This window comes from Sphingomonas sp. AP28 (assembly GCF_056680455.1).
This window is the reverse complement of sequence record NZ_CM155283.1, coordinates 1,093,835-1,114,145: the sequence shown is the minus strand read 5'-3', so window position 1 is coordinate 1,114,145 and position 20,311 is coordinate 1,093,835. Positions and strand designations below refer to the sequence as shown.

General features: G+C 65.3%; 19 protein-coding genes. 9 read left to right on the top strand and 10 right to left on the bottom strand.

Annotated features, from left to right (window positions below):
* Nucleotide 1 precedes the first annotated feature (1 nt).
* Nucleotides 2-259, top strand: coding sequence for a hypothetical protein (locus AC1MH0_RS05000; RefSeq protein WP_107962814.1), 258 nt, complete (start codon nt 2-4; stop codon nt 257-259).
* Nucleotides 260-272: 13 nt separating this feature from the next.
* On the opposite strand, the gene AC1MH0_RS04995 is transcribed toward AC1MH0_RS05000, so the two are convergent.
* The 6 genes from AC1MH0_RS04995 to AC1MH0_RS04970 all read right to left on the bottom strand — a co-directional run bounded on the left by AC1MH0_RS04995 (nt 273) and on the right by AC1MH0_RS04970 (nt 6,553).
* Entirely contained in the window at nt 273-1,022 is a 750-nt protein-coding gene (locus tag AC1MH0_RS04995) for a 3'(2'),5'-bisphosphate nucleotidase CysQ (protein WP_480964963.1), read from the bottom strand.
* Nucleotides 1,019-2,956, bottom strand: coding sequence for a sulfate adenylyltransferase subunit CysN (cysN, locus tag AC1MH0_RS04990; RefSeq protein ID WP_480964962.1), 1,938 nt, complete (start codon nt 2,954-2,956; stop codon nt 1,019-1,021). Before cysN ends, AC1MH0_RS04995 begins: the two co-directional genes overlap by 4 nt.
* Nucleotides 2,956-3,861: a sulfate adenylyltransferase subunit CysD gene (cysD, locus tag AC1MH0_RS04985; RefSeq protein WP_480964961.1), complete on the bottom strand. Its 906-nt coding sequence runs from the start codon at nt 3,859-3,861 to the stop codon at nt 2,956-2,958. Before cysD ends, cysN begins: the two co-directional genes overlap by 1 nt.
* A 275-nt stretch (nt 3,862-4,136) precedes the next feature.
* Entirely contained in the window at nt 4,137-4,577 is a 441-nt protein-coding gene (locus tag AC1MH0_RS04980) for a CoA transferase (RefSeq protein WP_480964960.1), read from the bottom strand.
* Between the two features lie 5 nt (nt 4,578-4,582).
* Nucleotides 4,583-5,194 (bottom strand): CoA transferase, encoded by a 612-nt coding sequence (locus tag AC1MH0_RS04975; RefSeq protein ID WP_480964959.1) that lies wholly within the window; start codon nt 5,192-5,194, stop codon nt 4,583-4,585.
* A 78-nt stretch (nt 5,195-5,272) separates the two neighbouring features.
* Complete coding sequence (locus AC1MH0_RS04970; RefSeq protein ID WP_480964958.1) at nt 5,273-6,553, bottom strand: NAD(P)/FAD-dependent oxidoreductase; 1,281 nt, start codon at nt 6,551-6,553, stop codon at nt 5,273-5,275.
* Between the two features lie 214 nt (nt 6,554-6,767).
* Here AC1MH0_RS04970 and AC1MH0_RS04965 point away from each other — a divergent pair, with 214 nt between their 5' ends.
* From AC1MH0_RS04965 to AC1MH0_RS04955, 3 genes are all read left to right on the top strand, one after another.
* Nucleotides 6,768-7,781, top strand: coding sequence for a sensor histidine kinase (locus AC1MH0_RS04965; RefSeq protein ID WP_480964957.1), 1,014 nt, complete (start codon nt 6,768-6,770; stop codon nt 7,779-7,781).
* Between the two features lie 239 nt (nt 7,782-8,020).
* Complete coding sequence (locus AC1MH0_RS04960) at nt 8,021-8,305, top strand: CsbD family protein (RefSeq protein ID WP_056057800.1); 285 nt, start codon at nt 8,021-8,023, stop codon at nt 8,303-8,305.
* Between the two features lie 248 nt (nt 8,306-8,553).
* Nucleotides 8,554-8,826 (top strand): hypothetical protein, encoded by a 273-nt coding sequence (locus AC1MH0_RS04955; RefSeq protein WP_480964956.1) that lies wholly within the window; start codon nt 8,554-8,556, stop codon nt 8,824-8,826.
* A gap of 76 nt (nt 8,827-8,902) precedes the next feature.
* Here the strand turns inward: AC1MH0_RS04955 and AC1MH0_RS04950 are convergent, their stop codons facing one another.
* Together AC1MH0_RS04950 and AC1MH0_RS04945 are read right to left on the bottom strand one after the other, a co-directional pair.
* Nucleotides 8,903-9,388: an Hsp20 family protein gene (locus tag AC1MH0_RS04950; protein ID WP_480964955.1), complete on the bottom strand. Its 486-nt coding sequence runs from the start codon at nt 9,386-9,388 to the stop codon at nt 8,903-8,905.
* Nucleotides 9,389-9,558: 170 nt separating this feature from the next.
* Entirely contained in the window at nt 9,559-9,963 is a 405-nt protein-coding gene (locus AC1MH0_RS04945) for a DUF2147 domain-containing protein (protein ID WP_480964954.1), read from the bottom strand.
* A gap of 189 nt (nt 9,964-10,152) precedes the next feature.
* Between AC1MH0_RS04945 and AC1MH0_RS04940 the strand changes: the two genes are divergently transcribed.
* Nucleotides 10,153-12,774, top strand: a complete 2,622-nt coding sequence (locus AC1MH0_RS04940; RefSeq protein ID WP_480964953.1) for a PAS domain-containing protein — start codon at nt 10,153-10,155, stop codon at nt 12,772-12,774.
* Nucleotides 12,775-12,805: 31 nt separating this feature from the next.
* Here AC1MH0_RS04940 and AC1MH0_RS04935 read toward each other — a convergent pair whose 3' ends face one another.
* Complete coding sequence (locus tag AC1MH0_RS04935) at nt 12,806-13,633, bottom strand: helix-turn-helix transcriptional regulator (RefSeq protein WP_480964952.1); 828 nt, start codon at nt 13,631-13,633, stop codon at nt 12,806-12,808.
* A 97-nt stretch (nt 13,634-13,730) separates the two neighbouring features.
* Between AC1MH0_RS04935 and AC1MH0_RS04930 the strand changes: the two genes are divergently transcribed.
* Together AC1MH0_RS04930 and AC1MH0_RS04925 are read left to right on the top strand one after the other, a co-directional pair.
* A complete protein-coding gene (locus AC1MH0_RS04930; RefSeq protein WP_480964951.1) occupies nt 13,731-14,636 on the top strand; it encodes an SDR family oxidoreductase in 906 nt (301 codons plus the stop codon).
* A 119-nt stretch (nt 14,637-14,755) separates the two neighbouring features.
* A complete protein-coding gene (locus tag AC1MH0_RS04925; RefSeq protein ID WP_480964950.1) occupies nt 14,756-16,312 on the top strand; it encodes an amidase in 1,557 nt (518 codons plus the stop codon).
* Between the two features lie 11 nt (nt 16,313-16,323).
* On the opposite strand, the gene AC1MH0_RS04920 is transcribed toward AC1MH0_RS04925, so the two are convergent.
* A complete protein-coding gene (locus AC1MH0_RS04920) occupies nt 16,324-17,598 on the bottom strand; it encodes an MFS transporter (RefSeq protein ID WP_480964949.1) in 1,275 nt (424 codons plus the stop codon).
* A 274-nt stretch (nt 17,599-17,872) separates the two neighbouring features.
* Between AC1MH0_RS04920 and AC1MH0_RS04915 the strand changes: the two genes are divergently transcribed.
* Together AC1MH0_RS04915 and AC1MH0_RS04910 are read left to right on the top strand one after the other, a co-directional pair.
* Nucleotides 17,873-18,985, top strand: a complete 1,113-nt coding sequence (locus tag AC1MH0_RS04915; RefSeq protein WP_480964948.1) for a metallophosphoesterase family protein — start codon at nt 17,873-17,875, stop codon at nt 18,983-18,985.
* Nucleotides 18,986-19,037: 52 nt separating this feature from the next.
* Entirely contained in the window at nt 19,038-20,291 is a 1,254-nt protein-coding gene (locus tag AC1MH0_RS04910) for an arsenic transporter (protein WP_480964947.1), read from the top strand.
* Nucleotides 20,292-20,311 lie beyond the last annotated feature (20 nt).

Genomic DNA, 20,311 nt, shown 5'->3' with positions numbered 1-20,311 from the left:
CATGGCCAAGAAACGCTACCTCACCGCGACGCTGCCCGACGGTTATGTGAAGACGATCGGCCCGACCGCGACACCGTTCACGCATTACTGGCGAATCGTCGCGGTGCTGGCCAACGGCAAGACCGAGATCTTCTGGGGCCACACCAAGTCGCTCGTCGAAGCGAAGAAGAAGCGCAACGCACTGGCCGAGGCGGCAACGCAACGCGGGTGGCAGCGCTACGACTTCGAGTTCGTCGAGCTGGTGGCCTCCGACGGCTGATACCGTTCGCTATTCATGCGGGCGGTAGCGCCTTCACCAGCCCGAGCACGCGCGCCGCCAGTTCCATCCGGCAGATCAGCAAATCGGGCAGATACGGATCGGCGCAATTATAGACGAGCGGCGATCCGTCGACGCGGCTGACGTGCAGCCCGGCCGCCTGCGCGACCGCGATCGGCGCGCAATTGTCCCACTCATATTGCCCGCCGGTGTGGAGGTAGATGTCGGCCTGGCCGCGCACCACCGCCATCGCCTTCGCGCCCGCCGATCCCATCGGCACCAGCGTCGCCCCCAACGTCTCGGCGACCGCCACCGCCTCGCGCGCGGGCCGGCTGCGGCTGACCAGCATGCGGAGCGGATCGCCCGCCGGTTCGAGCGGCTTCGGCGAACCCGAGGTCAGCGTCATCCCAAGCCCCGGCAGTGCGACCGCGCCCACGATCGCGACGCCGTCGATCGCGAGCGCGACGTGCACCGCCCAGTCGGTCCGCCCTTCGCCATATTCGCGCGTGCCGTCGAGCGGATCGACGATCCACGCGCGGCGCACCGAACAGCGATCGCCGGTATCCTTCTCTTCCTCGGACAGGATCGCATCGTCGGGCCGCGCCGCGCGCAGCATCCGCATGAGGAAGGTATTGGCCTGCTCGTCGCCCGCCTTGCCGAGATCCTTGCCGGTCAGCCCGCTGCTTTTCTGCAACGCGAGCAATATTTCGCCCGCCTCGGTGGCGAGGCGTTCGGCGAGACGGACGTCGCTTTCTATGACCGTCATTTAAGCGGCATGATCTGGCGGACGATGAACGCGGCGGCTTCGGCCGGGGTCATCTCGACCGTGTTGACTCGGATCTCCGCATTGCGCGGCGCCTCGTAAGGGCTGTCGATCCCGGTAAAGTTCTTCAAATCGCCCGCCCGTGCTTTCTTGTAGAGGCCCTTCACGTCGCGACCTTCCGCCACATCGAGCGGCGTGTCGACGAAGATCTCGATGAATTCGCCCGCAGGCAGCATCGCGCGCACCATGTCGCGCTCGGCACGGAACGGCGAGATGAACGCGGTGAGGACGATCAGCCCGGCGTCCGCCATCAGTTTCGCAACCTCGCCGACGCGCCGGATATTCTCGATCCGGTCCGCCTCGGTGAACCCCAGGTCCTTGTTCAGCCCGTGGCGGATGTTGTCGCCGTCGAGCAGGAAGGTGTGGCGGTTCATCAGGTTGAGCTGTTTCTCGACCTCGTTGGCGATCGTCGACTTGCCCGCCCCCGACAGCCCCGTGAACCACAGCACCGCCTGTTTCTGGTTCTTCAATTGGGCATGCGCCTCGCGGCCGATGTCGGTCGCCTGCCAGTGGACGTTCTGCGAGCGGCGCAGGCTGAAATGGACCATCCCTGCCGCGACCGTCGCATTGGTGATCTTGTCGATCAGGATGAACCCGCCGAGCACCTTGTTCGGAGCGGCACCTTCCTGAGCATAGGCCTCGAACACGATCGCGCGATCGGTGGTGATCTCCGCCACGCCGATCGCGTTGAGTTCGAGCGTCTTGGTCGCGAGCCGCTCCATCGTGTTGACGTTGACCTGGTATTTCGGCTCGCGGACCGTCGCCGACACCATCTGGGTGCCGAGCTTCAGCCAATAGGAGCGGCCGACGATCAGCGGCTCGTCGTCCATCCAGACGATCGTCGTTTCGAACTGGTCCGCGGTCTCGGGCGGCGCATCCGACGCGGCGATGACGTTGCCGCGCGAGCAGTCGATCTCGTCGGCGAACGACAGCGTGACCGACTGCCCCGCGACCGCTTCGTCGAGGTCGCCGTCGAGCGTCGTGATCCTGCTGATCGTCGAGGTCTTGCCACCGGGCAGCACACGGATCGCGTCACCGGGCTTGACCGTACCGGCGGCGATCTGGCCCGAGAAACCGCGGAAATCGAGGTTGGGTCGGTTGACCCATTGCACGCTCATGCGGAACGGCTTGGCCTGGTCGTCGTCGACATCGACATCGACGGCTTCGAGATGCTCCATCAGCGTCGGGCCGGAATACCAGGGCATGGTTTCGGACCTGAGGGAGATGTTGTCGCCCTTGAACCCCGAGATCGGCATCGGCGTGAACGCGGTAATGCCGATGCTCTGCGCGAACGCCGCATAGTCCGCGACGATCTCGTCGTAGCGCGCCTGGTCGTAACCGATCAGGTCCATCTTGTTGACCGCCAGCACGAGGTTCCGGATGCCGATCAGGTGCGCGAGATAGCTGTGCCGCTTGGTCTGCGTCAGCACGCCCTTGCGCGCGTCGACCAGGATCACGGCGAGATCGGCGGTCGAGGCGCCGGTCACCATGTTGCGGGTGTATTGCTCGTGGCCGGGCGTATCCGCGACGATGAACTTGCGTTTCTCCGTCGAGAAGAAGCGATAGGCGACGTCGATCGTGATGCCCTGTTCGCGCTCGGCGGCGAGCCCGTCGACCAGGAGCGCGAAGTCGATCTCGCCACCTTGTGTGCCCACGCGCTTGCTGTCCGCCTCTAGGGCGGCGAGCTGATCCTCGAAGATAATCTTTGAATCATACAGCAACCGGCCGATCAGCGTCGACTTGCCATCGTCGACCGATCCGCAGGTGATGAAGCGCAGCATCGTCTTGTTGCGATGCTGGTCGAGATACGCGTCGATATCCTCGGCGATGAGCGCGTCGGTCTGGTAGGCCGATTCCTGGATTGCGATGTCGCTCATCAGAAATACCCCTCCTGCTTCTTCTTTTCCATGCCCGCGCCGCCTGCATCCTTGTCGATCGCGCGACCCTGGCGCTCGCTGGTGGTGGTCAGCAGCGTTTCCTGGATGATCTCGGACAGCGTCGAGGCGGTGCTCTCGACCGCGCCCGTCAGCGGATAGCAACCGAGCGTGCGGAAACGGATCGAGCGATTGACCGGGACCTCGCCGGGTTCGAGGCGGAAGCGGTCATCGTCGACCATCAGCAGCATGCCGTCGCGCTCGACCGTGGGGCGGACGCCCGCGTAGTAGAGCGGCACGATCGGGACGTCGTTGAGCTGAATATATTGCCAGACGTCGAGCTCGGTCCAGTTCGAGATCGGGAACACGCGGATACTCTCGCTCTTCGATTTTCGCGCATTGTAGAGGTTCCACAATTCGGGGCGCTGGTTCTTCGGATCCCAGCCATGCGTCGCGGTGCGGAACGAGATGATGCGTTCCTTCGCACGTGACTTCTCCTCGTCGCGCCGCGCGCCACCGAACGCCGCGTCGAACCCGTGCAGGTTGAGCGCCTGCTTCAGGCCCTCCGTCTTCCACATGTCGGTGTGGAGCGCGCCGTGATCGAACGGATTGATCCCGCGCGCGGCGGCTTCCGGGTTCTGGTAGACGAGCAGTTCCATCCCGCTCTCGGCCGCCATCCGGTCGCGTAACTTGTACATCTCCTGGAATTTCCAGGTCGTGTCGACGTGCAGCAGCGGGAAGGGCGGGGGCGACGGATAGAACGCCTTGCGCGCGAGGTGCAGCATTACGGCTGAATCCTTGCCGACCGAATACAGCATCACCGGCTTGTCGGCCTCGGCGACGACTTCGCGCAGGATGTGGATTGCCTCCGCCTCGAGCCGTTCCAGATGGGTGAGTGTCTTCGCCATGATGTGTCTCCGCGGCGCCGTTTGCCCGGCGCAGGGCGGTGTCGGCAATCAATGCATTCTTCGGTCGGGGAACGCTTCGCTATCTCATGCCGCCCGTGAGAGCATTGCGTACCATGGTCCATTTCGCACCGGAGTTGCCCGCCCGCAACAGTCACCCTGTTCGCAGCCAGCCTTAGCGTTGCCCCGATCGGCTACGCCGGCGAGATGCACGACTGGCCGCACCTAGCGCGGGGAGCATCTGTTCGGGAAAGTCCGCCGCGCGTAATTCGAACGTCCTACGCGACGCCCCACTTCGCGAGCAGCATGGCGCCGTCGGAGCTTGGCGCGATCCGGCCCGGCGTGCGGGACAGGCGCGGGGCAGGGGCTGCCTGCCAGATGCCGTCGACGACGACGCCGCGATCGGCCATGTGGCGGTGCGTCGGCACCTCGTCGAGTTCCAGCACGGGCGCAAAGCAGGTGTCGGTGCCCTCCAGCGCATCACACCAGTCGTCCCGCGACTTGGTCACGAACACCGAGGCAAAGCGTCGCGCGGTTTCGGGCCAGCGCTCTACGAGCATCTGGTCCACCGCGAGGTCGGCAGGAAGCCCAAGCCGATCGAGCAGTTCGGCATAAAATTTCGGCTCGATCGCGCCAACCGAGACGTAGCGCCCATCGGCGCAGGTGTAACAGCGGTAGAACGGCGCGGCGCCCCCGAGCAGACTTCGGTCGCGGTCCATCGACATCACCCCGGCCGGGACCATCCCGCGAACAGCGCCATCATCGACGAAACCCCGTCGACGATCGCCGCATCGACGACTTGGCCAAGCCCGGATCGCGTGCGTTCGAGCAGCGCCGCAAGGATACCGGTGACGAGATACAGCGACCCACCGCCGAAATCGCCGATCAGGTTGAGCGGCGGCGGCGGCGGTGTTCCCGGCGTGCCGATCGCCGCGAGCGCTCCGCTGAGTGCGATGTAATTGAGGTCGTGGCCCGCGACATGCGCGAGCGGGCCGGTCTGTCCCCATCCGGTCATCCGCCCATAGACAAGCCGCGGGTTGCGTTCGAGCATCACCTCCGGACCGAGCCCGAGCCGCTCCATCACGCCCGGTCGCAGCCCCTCGATCACGACGTCGGCGCGGTTCGTGATTGCAAGCGCCTGTTCGCGCCCCACAAGCGTGCGAATGTCGAGCGCGAGCCGCGCGCGGCCGCGGTCCAGCACGGGATTGCGAAAACCGCCGCCGACCCGCTCGATCCGCAGTACCTCCGCACCGAGATCCGACAACAGCATCGCCGCATGTGGACCCGGCCCGATGCTGGCGAACTCGACGACCCGCAGGCCCGCCAGCGCAGTCATGCGCCGATACTCATCATTGCCATGCGATCCGATATCCGCGCTGTTCGGTTGCAAGGTGCGACCGATGCCGAACCGGAGTCAAGAAAGCGTCGGCGGGTCCAGCTGCACCATGTCCTTCAGCATGATGTCGGGGTCGGCGAGGATGGCCCGGTCGATCATCGCGCCGGCTTCCACCAGCTTGCGCCCCTGGACGTAATCCTTGACCGCACCCACGCAGTCCAGCGCGATGACGCAGCCGTCGCGCACGTACACGACCGAGAATTTCTTCGTCGCCGGATCGCCGCGCAGGACCGTGTCGTCATGGCCGATCGACAGTCCGACGGTTTGCAGCTTCAGGTCATACTGGTTCGACCAAAACCACGGCACCGCGTCATACACCGCCGGCTGGCCGACGATGTCCTTCGCCACGACGGTCGCCTGGTCGTTCGCGTTCTGCACAGATTCGACACGCACCGCCGCGCCGCCGGCAAACCGGTTGGCGTGCAACGCGCAGTCGCCGATCGCATACACGTCCGGCACGCTCGTCCGGCATGCGTCATCGACGGCGACGCCGTTGCCGCCCGCCGCACCCGCGTCGATCAGGGGTGCGACTTCGGGAAGGATGCCGATGCCGACGATCACCATGTCGGCGGCGATGATGGTTCCGTCCGCCAGCCGAACCCCGGTGACGCGGTCGTCACCAAGAATGCAGTCGACCGACTGGCCGAGCCGCACGTCGACGCCGTGCGCACGGTGCTCCGCCTCGAAGAACCGCGACAAATCTTCGCCCGCGACGCGCGCGAGTACCCGGTCGAGGGCTTCGAGCAGGATGACGGACTTGCCGAACTTGCGCAGCACCGCGGCGGCTTCGAGCCCGATATACCCGCCGCCGATCACGACCGCGGTCCCGACATCCGGCAGTTCGGCGATCATCCGGTCGGCGTCGGCGCGGTCGCGTACGGTGTGGACGCCGGTGAGATGATGGCCTGCGCAGGCCAGTCGTCTGGGCGTCCCGCCCGTCGCCCAGACCAGCCGCCCATAGCCGATCGTCGTACCGTCCTCGGTCGTCGCGCTGTGGCCGACCTGATCGACCGATACGATGCGCGATCCGAGCCGCAGATCGATGCGCTGCTCGGTCCAGAACGCCGCCGGTCGGATCAGAATACGGCCGAAGACTTTCTCGCCCGACAGATATTCTTTCGACAAGGGCGGCCGTTCATAGGGAAGCTCCGCCTCCTTGCCGACGATCAGGATCGATCCCTCGAAACCGGTCTTGCGCAGTGCGATCGCACACGCCGCACCGCCGTGCCCGCCGCCGACGATGACGACATCGGCGAACACCGGCGTGTCCCGCGGCGCATCGCCTGTCATGCTGTCCATTTCGCTACCCTCGTCCATCTGGTGCCCGGTCGAGTAGCACGCCGATCTGCCCTCGTGGTGCGCATTCCTAGGGGCCATGCCGGATGACCTCAACTGCGGCCGCAGACCCGTGAGTGCGGCGAACACCGCCACTTGCGCGAAGTTAACGTAAAGCGCGCGCGGTGTGTATTAGGCTTCGTGGCCGGGCTTTGCGCTCGGACGGGGGATTGCCGAAGTGATTGCGGACGGAACTGCCGAAATACCCAAGGCGCATGCGTGGGACCCCGACCATCTGCGGCTTGCGGTCACCGCCGCGGGCGTTGCCCTGTGGGCATGGAACGTCGACACCGACGCCTTCACGATGGACGAGCGCGGTTTCGAGCTTTGGGGCCTCCCGTGGCGCGCCGAAGTCACGTTCGAGGAATTGTCGGCGCATATCCATCCGTCCGATCGCGACCGCGTCCGCTCCGCCTTCGCCGCCACCCGCGCGGTGCTTGGCAGCTACGAGACTGATTTCCGGATCATGATCGGCGAGGAGGTCCGCTGGATCTCGGCGCGCGGGCAGGGCGAGGATGTCGGGATCGTCGGACGGACGATGTTCGGCATCTTCCTCGACGTCACCGGCCGCAAGCAGGCGGAGGAAGGCAACGAACTGCTCGCCGGCGAAATGAGCCACCGCGTCAAGAACCTGCTGGCGATCGCGAGCGGCCTGACCGCGATAACTTCGCGCACCGCGCCCAATACGGAGGACATGGCGCGCGAACTGACCGAACGGTTGAGTGCGCTGGGGCGAGCGCACGATCTCGTCCGACCGTTGCCCGGCGGGCAGGGCGACGCGGCGTTGCTGGGCGACCTGCTCTCGGTGTTGCTCGCACCCTATGACGACATGGGCGCCTTCAAGGGCCGCATCCGCGTCGCGGTCGAGCGCATGGGCGTCGGGGAGAACGCCGCGACCGGGCTGGGGCTGATCATCCACGAACTCGCGACCAACTCGATGAAATACGGCGCGTTGTCGGCACCGACCGGAACGCTCGACCTGTCCAGCACCGCGACCGACGACGAAGTGATCCTGACCTGGCTCGAACGCGGCGGTCCGGAAGTCGAAAGCCCGAATGCCGGGGAAGGCTTCGGCAGCAAGCTCGTCCGCCGTACCGTTGCCGGGCAGCTTGGGGGCTCGATCGCCTATGAATGGTCGACGGGCGGGGTGATCATCACGCTGACGATGCGGCGGGATCGGCTTTCGTCCTGATCGGGCTCGCGCTCGGCCGGGTTAGTAGTTTGGCACCTGATTCGGGTGCAGGAATACTGCGGAAACATCCGCGGTCCGATGGGTTATGTCTCTGGGCAATATGAGTTTCGGGTCGAACGGACGCCGAACCCCTTAGCCCGTGCGACCCTATCGTTTTAACCAGCGCGGAGCAGCGCGGGATATTCCCGCCGGCTTCGTCGTTTGAAGCCCCATCATCCACGTATCGAAGGAGATCATTCATGAACACCGACACCCTCAGCGGCGCAGCAACGGACGTCAGCGGCAAGGTCAAGGAAACCCTCGGCGGCGCGATCGGCGACAAGTCGCTGCAGAGCGAAGGCGCAGCGGATCAGCTGACCGGCACCGTCCAGAAGACGGTCGGCCAGGCCAAGGACGTCGTCGAAGAGAACATCCGTCCGCTGGTCGACTATGTCCGCCAGTTCTCGAAGGAGCGTCCGTTCACCGCCGCAGCGGTTGCCGGTGTACTGGGTATCGCCCTGATCAACACGCTCCGCGGCAAGTAAGCCTCGGCGTGTCGCGGCGGGGGCGCGTGATCGCTCCCGCCGCTATACCTTCACTCGCGTTACCGAAGACCTACGACGCCAAGCGCACTCGATCGTTGCGCTACCGATAAACAAGGCGCGGCTGGTCGATCGAACATTCGACGACCTCATCGCGAACCATCAACACCAATTCGCTGCAATTGCGGACCGTGATCCACGGTCGCGCTGCTGAACACCTATGTCGATCGGACTTCGGAGAGGAGACCCGCATGACGGATCATACGGATTACGAAACCGATTACGATTCCAATCTCGTCGTGGGACACCGCGATCGGCGATCCGACGACGACTGGGACAAGGTCTGGAATACCGACGATCGCAACCGCGATACGCTCCGCAAGATCGAGTTCGGGCTGGCGGTCATCGCCGCGGGCGTAGCACTCGTCATGGTCCGCGGCGGATGGCTGCGGATGACCGCTCGACCGAACCATGTCGTGCCCTCGGCGGCCGATATTCACGTCCAGATGCCGCCGCCGCGCTAAGCCGCGCGCCTCGAATACATAGCGCCCGAACAAAATAACGACTGCCACCATTTGGGCTGGCAGTCGTCATTCCCTTTTATGCGGCGGAGCGTTCCGCCTGCTTGTCTTCGAGACGATCGCCGCTGCGATCATTGGCTGCGGCGCCGGTGATCTCGATTCGGCGCGGCTTCATCGCCTCGGGGATTTCGCGCTTCAGCGCGATGCGCAGCAGGCCGTTGTCGAAGCTCGCATTCTGGACCTGCACGAAGTCGGCAAGCTGGAAACGGCGCTCGAACGCGCGGGTCGCGATGCCGCGGTGGACGAAGCGGCCATCGTCGCGTTCGTCGGGCTTGCGCCCGCTGACCGTCAACTGGTTGTTCTGCGCGACGATCTCGATGTCGTCGGGCCGGAACCCGGCGACGGCGAGCGTGATCTGATAGCTGTCCTCGCTCTCGCGTTCGATATCGAACGGCGGGTAGCCATCGACCGTCTCGGTCCGCGCGGTCGCTTCTAGCAAGTCGAACAGCCGGTCGAAACCGACCGTGGAACGACGGTAAGGCGTAAAGTCGAAGTTCGTCCTCATATCCAAATCCTCCATGTGAGCAATCTGAGCACGAGGGGCGCCGGTAAAGCCGGTGCCCTCAGTCACCGGACCGATCGACGCGTCCGGCGACCGGGGAAATAATTTCGCGTCCGAACGCGTCAAGATTTCCGAACGGAATTTTTCCACCGATCGCGAGCGGCTGCGATCCGCTACTTGATGCGCTTCCACGACTGCGTCTTGCAGCCGAACCCGGCGAACATGCAGCCTTCGCCGACCAACGTGCGGGCATCGACCTGCGTGATCGTGCCGGACACGGTCTGGCCGACATCGGGAATGAAGACCTCGCCGCTCCATCTCCCTGGCTCGTCCTCGACGAAATCGCGGAACAGTTCCTCGCCGACGAGCTGGTCGACGCCGCCGCGCTGCGCGTCCTCGATCGCAGTGCGACTCGCCCATACGACTTTCCCGCAGATCGCGTCGCGACAGCGCTTGAAGGTCACGTGGACGGTGTTGTGCGGGTTGGCCCAGATTCCGGCAGGCGGCGAAGTCCGCGCCGCGGCGGGCGCGGCGATCAGCGATAGCGCCAGGATTGCGGCCGAATATTTGAAAAGCATGTCATCCTCTCGATTTCCCTACCGGATCGAACGTGCCAAACCTCGCTTCGAGCCCTGTCGAAAGGTAAAACCGAAATTTCGATTGCCACCTATGCGGCTGATTTGGCTCAGTATCTAATGGTCGGCGTTGCGATGATTTGGTCTCTACCCTAGCTACCGGGATTGGTGAGCATCGACGAGTAGACTGTTTTGACTGATATCATCGACAGCGCCGTCGAAAGCGCCCCGAAAATGACGGCGGACGCAGAGCGGATCGCGGCCGAGCTGATCGCGCAGGACGTCGGCACCGATCCGTTCGTCGCGGCCGTGCGGGCTACGCGGATGCCGATGATCATCACCAATCCCCGACTGCCCGACAATCCCGTCGTCTTTACCAACGACGCGTTCTGCCGGTTGAGCGGCTATAGTCGGGCGGAAATCCTCGGCCGCAATTGTCGCTTTTTGCAAGGGGCAGAGACCGACCCCGCGACTGTCGTCAAAATTCGCGAGGCGGTGCGGCAGGTCAGGCCGATCGAGATCGACATCCAGAACCACCGCAAGGACGGCGAGCTGTTCTGGAACCGCCTATTGCTGGCGCCCGTGTTCGATACCGAAGGCGTGCTCGCCTATTTCTTCGCCAGCCAGGTCGATGTGACGCTCGAGCGCGAACGGCTGCAAGGCTTGGAATCGAGCAATGCCGCGCTTCTGGCCGAGCTGACCGACCGGTTGCGGATGCAGCAGGAGCAGGAGCGCGAGCTGGCCTTCACGCTGAAGGCTGCCCGCTTCGGAACCTGGAGCCTGGAAATCGCCAGCAAGCAGCTGACTGCCTCCGATACGTGCAAGGAAATATTCGGCCGCCCCAACCACGAGCCTTTCTCCTACGAGGATCGGCTCGAGGCGATCCACCCCGATGATAGGGCGAAAAGCGTCGCCGAAGTCCGTCGCTGCGTCACGGAGGGCACCGACTATGACGTGGTCTACCGCATCTATCGGCGCGATGGCGAGTTGCGGTGGATCGCCTCGCGTGGTCAGCCCTTCTTCAATACCGAGGGCGAGGCGTTGCGGATCGCTGGCGTCTCGACCGACATCACCGATCAGCGCCGCAGCGAGATCATGCGCGCGGCGCTCGTCGAACTGGGCGACGTGTTTCGCGACACGGACGAACCGGATGATATCTCCTTCGCCGCTGCGCGCATCATCGGCCAAACGGTCGGGGCGGACCGAGCGGGCTATGGCGAGATCGACGCCGACACGCTCACGATCATGCGCGACTGGAGTGCGCCGCGTGTCGCGCCTCTTTTCGGGAGCTTCGATCTACGCAGCTTCGGAACGTACATCGACGATCTCAAAAACGGCGACGAAGTGTGTATCGAAGACGCGCACACCGATCCGCGGACGCGGTCGACGGTCGCTGCGCTCGAGGCGATTTCGGTTCGCGCTATCGTAAACATGCCGATCATGGAAAACGGACGGCTGGTCGCGATGCTCTACCTCGGCAGCGGCCGTGCACGGCAGTGGCGCGCGGATGAGGTGGCGTTCGTGCGCGAAGTCGCCGAGCGTACCCGGATCGCGACCGAGCGGCGGCGCACGGAACAGGAGCTCGCGGCTCTCGCGGCGTCGCTCGAACAGCAGGTCGCGGCGCGGACCGGCGAGCTCCAGCATGCCGAGGACGCGCTGCGCCAGTCGCAGAAAATGGAGGCGGTCGGCCAGCTCACCGGCGGCGTCGCGCACGATTTCAACAATCTGCTCACCGTCATTCGCTCGGCGACCGACCTGCTGAAGCGTCCGGACCTCAGTGCGGAACGGCGCGAACGCTATATCGACGCGATCTCCGACACCGCCGATCGTGCCGCGAAACTCACGGGGCAGCTGCTCGCCTTCGCGCGGCGACAGGCGCTCCAGCCCGAGGTGATCGACGTCGGGCACAGCCTGCGCGTCATCGCCGATATGCTGGGCACGCTGACGGGCTCGCGGATCGTCATCGACATCGACGTGCCCGAGACGCCGCTGTTCACCAACGTCGATCCGAGCCAGCTCGATACCGCACTCGTGAACATGGCGGTCAACGCGCGTGACGCGATGGACGGCGCGGGCCATATCCTGATCGCGGTGCGGCCCGCATCGTTCATCCCCGCCGTTCGCTCGCACCCGGCCGTGCCGGGACGCTATGTCGCGATCTCGATGACCGACAGCGGCACCGGCATCGAACCCGAGAAACTGGAGCGGATCTTCGAGCCGTTCTTCACGACCAAGGGCGTCGGGCAGGGCACCGGCCTAGGGCTCAGCCAGGTGTTCGGGTTCGCCAAGCAATCCGAGGGCGACATCGTCGTCGAAAGCCCACCCGGCGAAGGCGCGACGTTCACCTTGTACCTGCCGCAGGTCGACGAGAGCGACCGTCCGGTTGAGAACGACACCGTCCAGACGCTGGCCGACGGTCATGGAACCTGCGTGCTGGTCGTCGAGGACAACAGGGAAGTCGGTACGTTCACCACGCAGTCGCTGGCCGAGCTTGGCTATGTGACGGTGTGGGCGGCCAATGCGCAGGAGGCGCTGGCGGAGCTAGGCAAAGATGCCTCGCGCTTCGACATCGTCTTCTCAGACGTGGTGATGCCGGGGATGAACGGCATCGAACTCGGCAAGGCGATCCGCGCCGACCATCCGAGCCTGCCGGTCGTGCTGACGTCGGGGTACAGCAATATCCTTGCGCAGGACGGTACGCACGGGTTCGAACTGCTCCACAAGCCCTATTCGGTCGAGCAATTGTCGCGCGTGCTGCGCAAGGCGGCGGGATGGGGAGGCGCCGACAGAAGTCCGGACGGCTTGGCGGACTAGGGGATCGGCCCCCGATCCGCGCGCGAAAGGCTCAGGCGGTCGGCGCCATCAACGACCGGATACGCTGGGCCGTTTCCGGGGTGGCGGGATTGTAGACGATCATCCCGAGTTCCGGCCGACCGTCGACCGCAAACGCCGAGAATTCGAGCTCGAGCAGGCCGTGCACCGGATGGTGAAGCCGCTTCAGCCCGTCCGCGTGCCGGGCGACGTCGTTGTCGCGCCACAACGCATCGAATTCCGGACTGAGCCGCGACAGTTCCTCGACCAGTTGGCTGATCTCCGCACCCGCACCTGCACGCGCGGCATCCGCGCGAAACGTACCGACGACATAGCGGGCGACGTTGAGCCAGTCCTCCTGCGCTGCCTTGATGCTCGCATTGGTGAACATCAGGCGCAGGATGTTGCGCTGGTCGCGGGGAAGCGTCGCATAGTCCGTCAGCAGGGTCGCCGCCGCCGCGTTCCACGCGACCACGTCCCAGGTCGGCGTCTTGACGATCGCCGGGCTGAATTCGAGTGCATCCAGTACGCGCTGAAGCCGGGGTGTGACTTCGTCGGAGGCGCGATAGGTCGCTTCGGGCGGATGGCCGAGACCAAGCACGAAGAGGTGCTCGCGCTCGGGCTCGGTCAGCATCAGGCCGCCGGCGATGCGGTTGAGGACGTCGGCCGACGGCGCGCCGCCGCGACCCTGTTCGAGCCAGGTGTACCAGGTCGCCGAGATGTTCGCGCGCTGGGCGACCTCCTCGCGGCGCAGGCCGGGCGTCCGGCGCCGGCCGCCACTGAACCCGAACGCCGCGGCGTCCATGCGTGCCCGGCGATCGCGCAGGAACGTGCCGAGCGCATTGTCAGTCTCGATAGACATCGTCATCCTGTTGAAGATTATACCATGATAAGGTCACTACTTTTACAGGTGTCGAAGTACGCCCAAGTCTTGCGCCGGACAATATCGGAGAGTTTGGATGCGTGTATTTTTGACGGGTGCTACGGGCTTCATCGGGTCGCGTATCGTGCCGGAACTGATGAGTGCCGGGCATGAGGTCTTGGGTCTTACCCGGTCGGATGCCGGCGCGCGGTCGCTGGCAGAGGCTGGCGCCGAGGTGCACCGCGGCGATCTCGTCGATCTCGACAGCCTGCGCAGCGGTGCGGAGCAGGCGGATGCGGTGATCCACACCGCGTTCGATCACGAGTTCACCAACTTCGTCGCGAACTGCGAAAAGGACCGCCGCGTGATCGGCGCGATGGGGGAGGTGCTCAAGGGGAACGATCGTCCCTTGATCATCACCTCGGGTACCGGGATCGGCGATACTGGCCCCGGCAAGCCTGCGCTCGAGTCCGCGTTCAACCCCGATTATCCCAACCCGCGGATCGCGTCGGAAAAGGCGGGGCAGGCGCTATTGGAGGCAGGCCTCGACGTCCGTGTCATGCGGCTCCCGCAGGTCCACGATACGGTAAAGCAGGGGCTGATCACGCCTTACGTCGATATCGCGCGCGAGAAGGGGGTGGTCGCCTATGTCGGTGACGGCGCCAATCGCTGGCCCGCTGCGCACGTGCTGGACGTAGCGAAACTCTACGCGCTCGTGCTCGACAAGGGTGAGAAGGGCGCGCGGTACAATGCCGTTGCGGAGGAAGGCGTCAGCGCGCGGGCGATCGCCGAAGTCGTCGCCGCCGGGCTGGGCCTGCCGACGCTATCGCTGACTCAGGAGCAGGCGAACGATCATTTCGGTTGGTTCGGCATGTTCGCCTCGCTCGACATGCTCGCCTCCAGCGACTGGACGCGCGCGCAACTCGGCTGGAACCCGACCGGTCCCGGATTGATCGCCGATCTTGAAGCCATGGACTATGCGCCGGGCCTAGTCGCAGCCTGACCGGGCATCCCGCTGGCGGCAATTTATAGTTTGCCGTCAGCGGGATACGCGTCGAGCAGATGCCGCTTGCATCGGTGCGCGGCTCGGGACCATCCTGCGACATTGTATACGGGGGTCTCATGCGTCGTCTCATCACTGCGGTACTGCTCGCCTGCGTTTCCACGTCTGTTCTCGCCAGGACGGTGGTCGTCGAGGAGGTGTCGCTCGATCGGTTGAGGACGCTGATGAACGACGGCGCCGCGAGCAGCGTCGACATCACCCAGGCCTATCTCGCGCGGATCGCAGCGATGGATCGCAAGGGACCGGCGCTGCACAGCGTCATCGCGGTCAATCCCGATGCGCTCGCACAAGCGAGGGCGCTCGATGCCGAACGCAAGGCAGGACATGTGCGCGGTCCGCTGCACGGCATTCCGATCCTCATAAAGGACAATATCGAGACCGTGGATCCGCTGCCGACGACCGCGGGCAGCTTGGCGTTGCGCGACAACATGACGCGCCGTGACGCGCCGATGGTCGCCTATCTGCGGCGCGCGGGCGCGGTCATCCTCGGCAAGACCAACCTGTCGGAGTGGGCGAACATCCGCTCGACTCATTCGATGAGCGGTTGGAGCGCGGTCGGCGGGCTGGTGCGCAATCCCTATGCGCTCGACCGGACCGCGTGCGGCTCTTCGTCGGGATCGGGCGCCGCGGTCGCCGCGAGTTTTGCCGCAGCGGCCATCGGTACCGAGACCGACGGGTCGGTCGTGTGCCCGTCGTCGCTGAACGGTCTGGTCGGTTTCAAGCCGTCGATCGGTCTGGTCAGCCGCACGCATGTCGTGCCGATCAGCCATAGCCAGGACACGCCGGGACCGATGGCGCGCAGCGTGACCGACGTTGCGATCCTATTGTCGGGCATGGTCGGTGCGGACCCGGCGGACCGCGTGACGGCGGCGGCGGTGACCAAGGATTATGCCGCAGGACTCTCGGCCAACGCGTTGTCCGGCATGCGGGTCGGCGTCGTCCGGCCCGACGGTATGTCCGCGGATCTTACCACCCGCTACAACGCGGCGCTGAACGTGCTGCGCGCAGCGGGTGCCGTGCTGGTCGAGGTCAAGACGCCCAAGCTGGACGGACTGGGCGAAGCGGAACTGATGGTCCTGAAAACCGAACTCAAGGCGGACCTGAACACCTATCTCGCGACCACGCCATCGACGGTGCAGACGAAGACGCTGGCCGCGGTGATCGCCTTCAACCGCGCGAATGCCCCGACCGAGATGCCGTTCTTCGCGCAGGAATTGTTCGAAGACGCGGAGAAGACCAAGGGGCTCGACGATCCCGCGTACAAGGCCGCGCGCGCAACATCGCTGCGGCTGGCGGGAGCGCAGGGGATCGACGCGATGCTGCGCACGGCGGGTGCGCAGATCCTGGTCGAGCCGACCTACGACGCGGCATGGCTGAGCGACCCGGTCTATGGCGACACCTATGCCGGCCCTTCCGCCGCGACGTTGCCAGCGGTCGCCGGCTATCCGCATTTGACCGTACCAATGGGTCTCGTGTGGGGGTTGCCCGTCGGTCTGTCGTTCATCGCCACCAAGGATGCCGACCAAACCGTGCTGCGCGCCGGCTATGCCTATGAACAACGCGCCAAGGCCCGGTCGGCGCCGCGGTATTTGCCGGCCATCGCCGTCGATCGGTGAGCCGGGGGGGCTTACCCCTCTTTCTGCTTCGTCTCGGGCATTGCGAAGAAATACAGCATGAAGCCAGCGCCCGCGACGACGGCCAGGGTCAGGAAACTCACGCTGTAGCCCGCCCAGACGATGATCGCGCCGGCCAGTGTCGCGGACAAGGCCGCGCCCAGGCCCTGCGCGCTCGCCACCGCACCCTGGCTGACGTTGAAGCGCCCTGTCCCCTTGGTCAGGTCGGCGATCACGACCGGGAACAGCGCACCGAAGATACCTGCGCCAATGCCGTCCAGTGCCTGCACGCCGACCAGCCACCACGGATTGTCCGACACGGTGTACAGCGCGCCACGCGCCGCGAGGAACCCGAAGGCGACGAGGAACAGCGGCTTGGTGCCCCATTTCTCGGTGTTGCGGCCGACCACGATCGCGACCGGTACCATCACCAACTGCGCCGCGACGATGCACGCGGCGGTCAGCGACGTCGCCTGGTCCTTGCCGACGGTGCGCGCGAGCAACTGGCTAACCGACGTCAGCATCGCCGCGTTGGCGAGGTGGAACAGGAACGCAGTCCCTGCAAAGATCATCAGCGGCTTGTTCTCGACCAGCGCCTTCCAGCCGCTCGGCTCCTCGCAATCGTCCTCCGGCTCGCAATCGAGACCACGCGCGACCGCGTTGTCGATGTCGTCGTTCTTGATCCGCGACGCGGTCACGATGCTGGCCACCGTCAACGCGCCCATCAGGTAGAAGACGACGACCGGTCCGAACTTCCACGCGAGCACACCCGCAAGCGCCGCCGACACGGCGTTGCCCGCGTGGTTGAACGCTTCGTTGCGACCGACGCGCTTGGCGAACAGTTTCGGGCCAACCAGTCCCAGCGTGATGGCGGAGATCGCCGGCGCAAACACCGCGCCCGCAACCGCCGCGATCGACTGGGTGACCGCGACCGCGGTAAAGCCACTGACGATCGGCAGCGATACGCTGCTGAGCGTCACGAGCAGCGCGGCGATCATCACGATCCGCGGCTTGTTCCTGCTGCGATCGATGAGGCCGCCCGCGGGCGTCTGCGAGATCAGGCCGACGATCCCGGCGATCGTCAGGATCATGCCCACCGTCGCCTCGTTCCAGCCATGCGCAGGCCCACGCACCGCGACTAGATAGATGGCGAGGTACGGCCCGAGCCCGTCGCGAACGTCGGCAAGGAAGAAGTTCAGCGCGTCGAGCGTCTTCTTCGGCGCGGATTTGCCGTCCGACCCGCTCTTGGCCTTGCCGTTGCTGGCGGATGCCGTGTCCGTCGTGGCCATGAGAATTCCCTGAAATATCGGTGTGGTCGAGCCGGGTGCCGCTCGAGAAACCCGCGCGCCGTCGGATCGCTAAAGCTGTGGAGCCGGGCAAAGTTTCCACGTCGCCGAAATATTGTTCGGCCTGATATTTTCCAGTGATGTCAGAAGCTAAACCGAAACTGAACGAGCCCGTTAAGTCTGAAATCATGAAGTTATTGTCACGGAACGATGAACGCGCAGCCTCGCTATGGGCAGCATCGGCGGATCATCTGCCACACGACTTGAAAGTGCTTTAATGACAGGATGTCTGACCTGGATTCACTTTGGCGATCTCCATGTCGACGAGGCCGATGGGTATGAAGGACTGTTCCGGTTTCGCGCGCTGATTGCGAGCGCCGAGGCGAATCTGGGCGACGCGGTCGACTTCGCGCTGTTGCCCGGCGACAATGCCAATCACGGTACCGACGACCAGTATGCGCGGATCGCGGACGCTATGACAGGGCTGTCGTTGCCGTGGCACGTATTGGCGGGCGATCATGATTTCGAACCCGGCGACCTTACCGCGATGCGCGCGATCACGGCGAAGATGGCGCCCTATGCGGAGACGATCGCGGGCTATCGCTGCCTGTTCCTCGATATCGTCTCGGCGGGGAAGGGCGGTCCCGATTTCCGGATAGACCCCGACCAGCGCGCCTGGATAGAACGCGAACTGAGCACCGCTGCGGTCGCGGGCGAGCCGGTGGCAGTGTTCATGCATGCCTATCCCGGTGACCTGCGCGACGATCCCGACGGTATCGCCGGGCTGTTCGCCGCGCACCGCGTCGCGTTCGTCGACACCGGCCACACGCATTACAACGAATTGCTCAACGACGGCCGCGTGATCTACGGCGCGACCCGCTCGACCGGCCAGATCGAGGAGGGCGCACCCGGTTTCTCGATCATCACGCTCGACGACGGCGTGCCGAGCTGGCGGTTCCAGGCGATCGACGATCCCTGGCCACTCGTCCAGATCACCAGCCCCGCCGACCGCCGCCTGATCACCGACCCAGCGCGCGCCGACAAAGTGCCCGGCAGCGCCTTCACGGTCCGCGCGAAGGTGTTCGGCAGCGCAGACACGGTGTCGCTGCACGTCGATGACGGCCAGGCCGTCCCGATGACGCGCGTCGACGGCGTGCCTTCGCTCTGGAGTGCCTCGGTCGATGGCGTAGCCGATGGCCTCCACCATCTCGCCGTCCGGTGTGACGGGAGCGAGGACCGGATCGAGATCCTCGTCCGCGGTGCAGGGGCACGACCGAAGCGCAATCCTCCCGTAGCGCTCGGCCGCGACGTGAACGCGATCGGTGCCTGGCCTGAGCGTGGTATCGACGGCGCGCAACGCGGCCCGAACAAGAACGGACTCGATTGGTGAATACCGCAACGATGACGATAATCCGGCGTATCCGCTCCCGGATGCCCGCGGCATGACGCTCCATACCTACGCAATCTGGGCGATCTGCTTCGTCGCGACCTTCGGCGTGATCACGCGTCCGTTCAAGCTGCCCGAAGCGGTCTGGGCGGTCGCGGGCGCGGCGGTGTTGCTCGTGTTCGGGCTGATGTCGCCCGCTGCTGCATGGGCCGCGGTGCTCAAGGGTGGCGACGTCTATCTGTTTCTGATCGGCATGATGCTGCTATCGGAAGCTGCCCGCGAGCAGGGGCTGTTCGACTGGGTCGCCGAGCACGCGGTCCGCCTCGCAAAGGGATCGACCAGCCGCCTGTTCGCGCTCGTCTTCGGCGTCGGCATTGTCGTCACGACCTTCCTCTCGAACGACGCGACCGCGGTAGTGCTGACCCCCGCCGTCTATGCCGCGGCGAAGAAGGCGAAGGCAGACCCGCTGCCGATGCTGTTCGCCTGCGCGCTGATCGCCAACGCGGCGAGCTTCGTGCTGCCGATCTCCAACCCCGCGAACCTCGTGCTGTACGGTGGCGAAATGCCGTCGCTGGGTGCGTGGATGGCGTCGTTCGCACTGCCGTCGCTGCTGTCGATCGGCGTGACGTTCCTCGTCCTGCGCTGGGTCGAGCGCGAGCGCCTCACCGGCCAGTGCGAGACCGTCGTCGAGACCGGCACGCTGCCGCGTGGCGGCAAGATCGCGCTGGGCGGGATCGTCGCGACCGCGGTTCTGCTGATCGCTGCGTCCGCACGGGGCTATGAGCTGGGACTGCCGACCTGCCTTGCCGGTATCGCGACGATGGCCGCGATCTGCATCGGGGAGCGCAAGTCGCCGTTTACGACGCTCGGCTCGGTATCCTGGGCGGTGCTGCCGCTGGTCGCGGGCCTGTTCGTGTTGGTCGAGGCGCTGGCAAGCACCGGCGTTATCACGATGCTGGCGCGCTGGCTGGCGGCGGGCGCGGCGCAATCGCCGTCGACGACCGCAGGCGTTGCGGGGACGATACTGGCATTCGGTTCGAACCTTATGAACAACCTGCCAGCCGGATTGATCGCCAGCACCACGTTGCAACAGGCGCAGGTTCCGCAGATCGTTACCGACGGCCTGCTGATCGGCGTCGACCTCGGCCCGAACCTGTCGATCACCGGCTCGCTCGCCACCATATTGTGGCTGACCGCGATCCGCCGCGAGGGCGAGGACGTCGGCTTCTGGCGGTTCCTCAAGGTGGGCGCGGTGGTGATGCCGCCATCGCTGTTCGCCGCGCTCGGCGCGCGCATGCTCATAGGCTGAGCGCGCGCCGAGGGAAGACG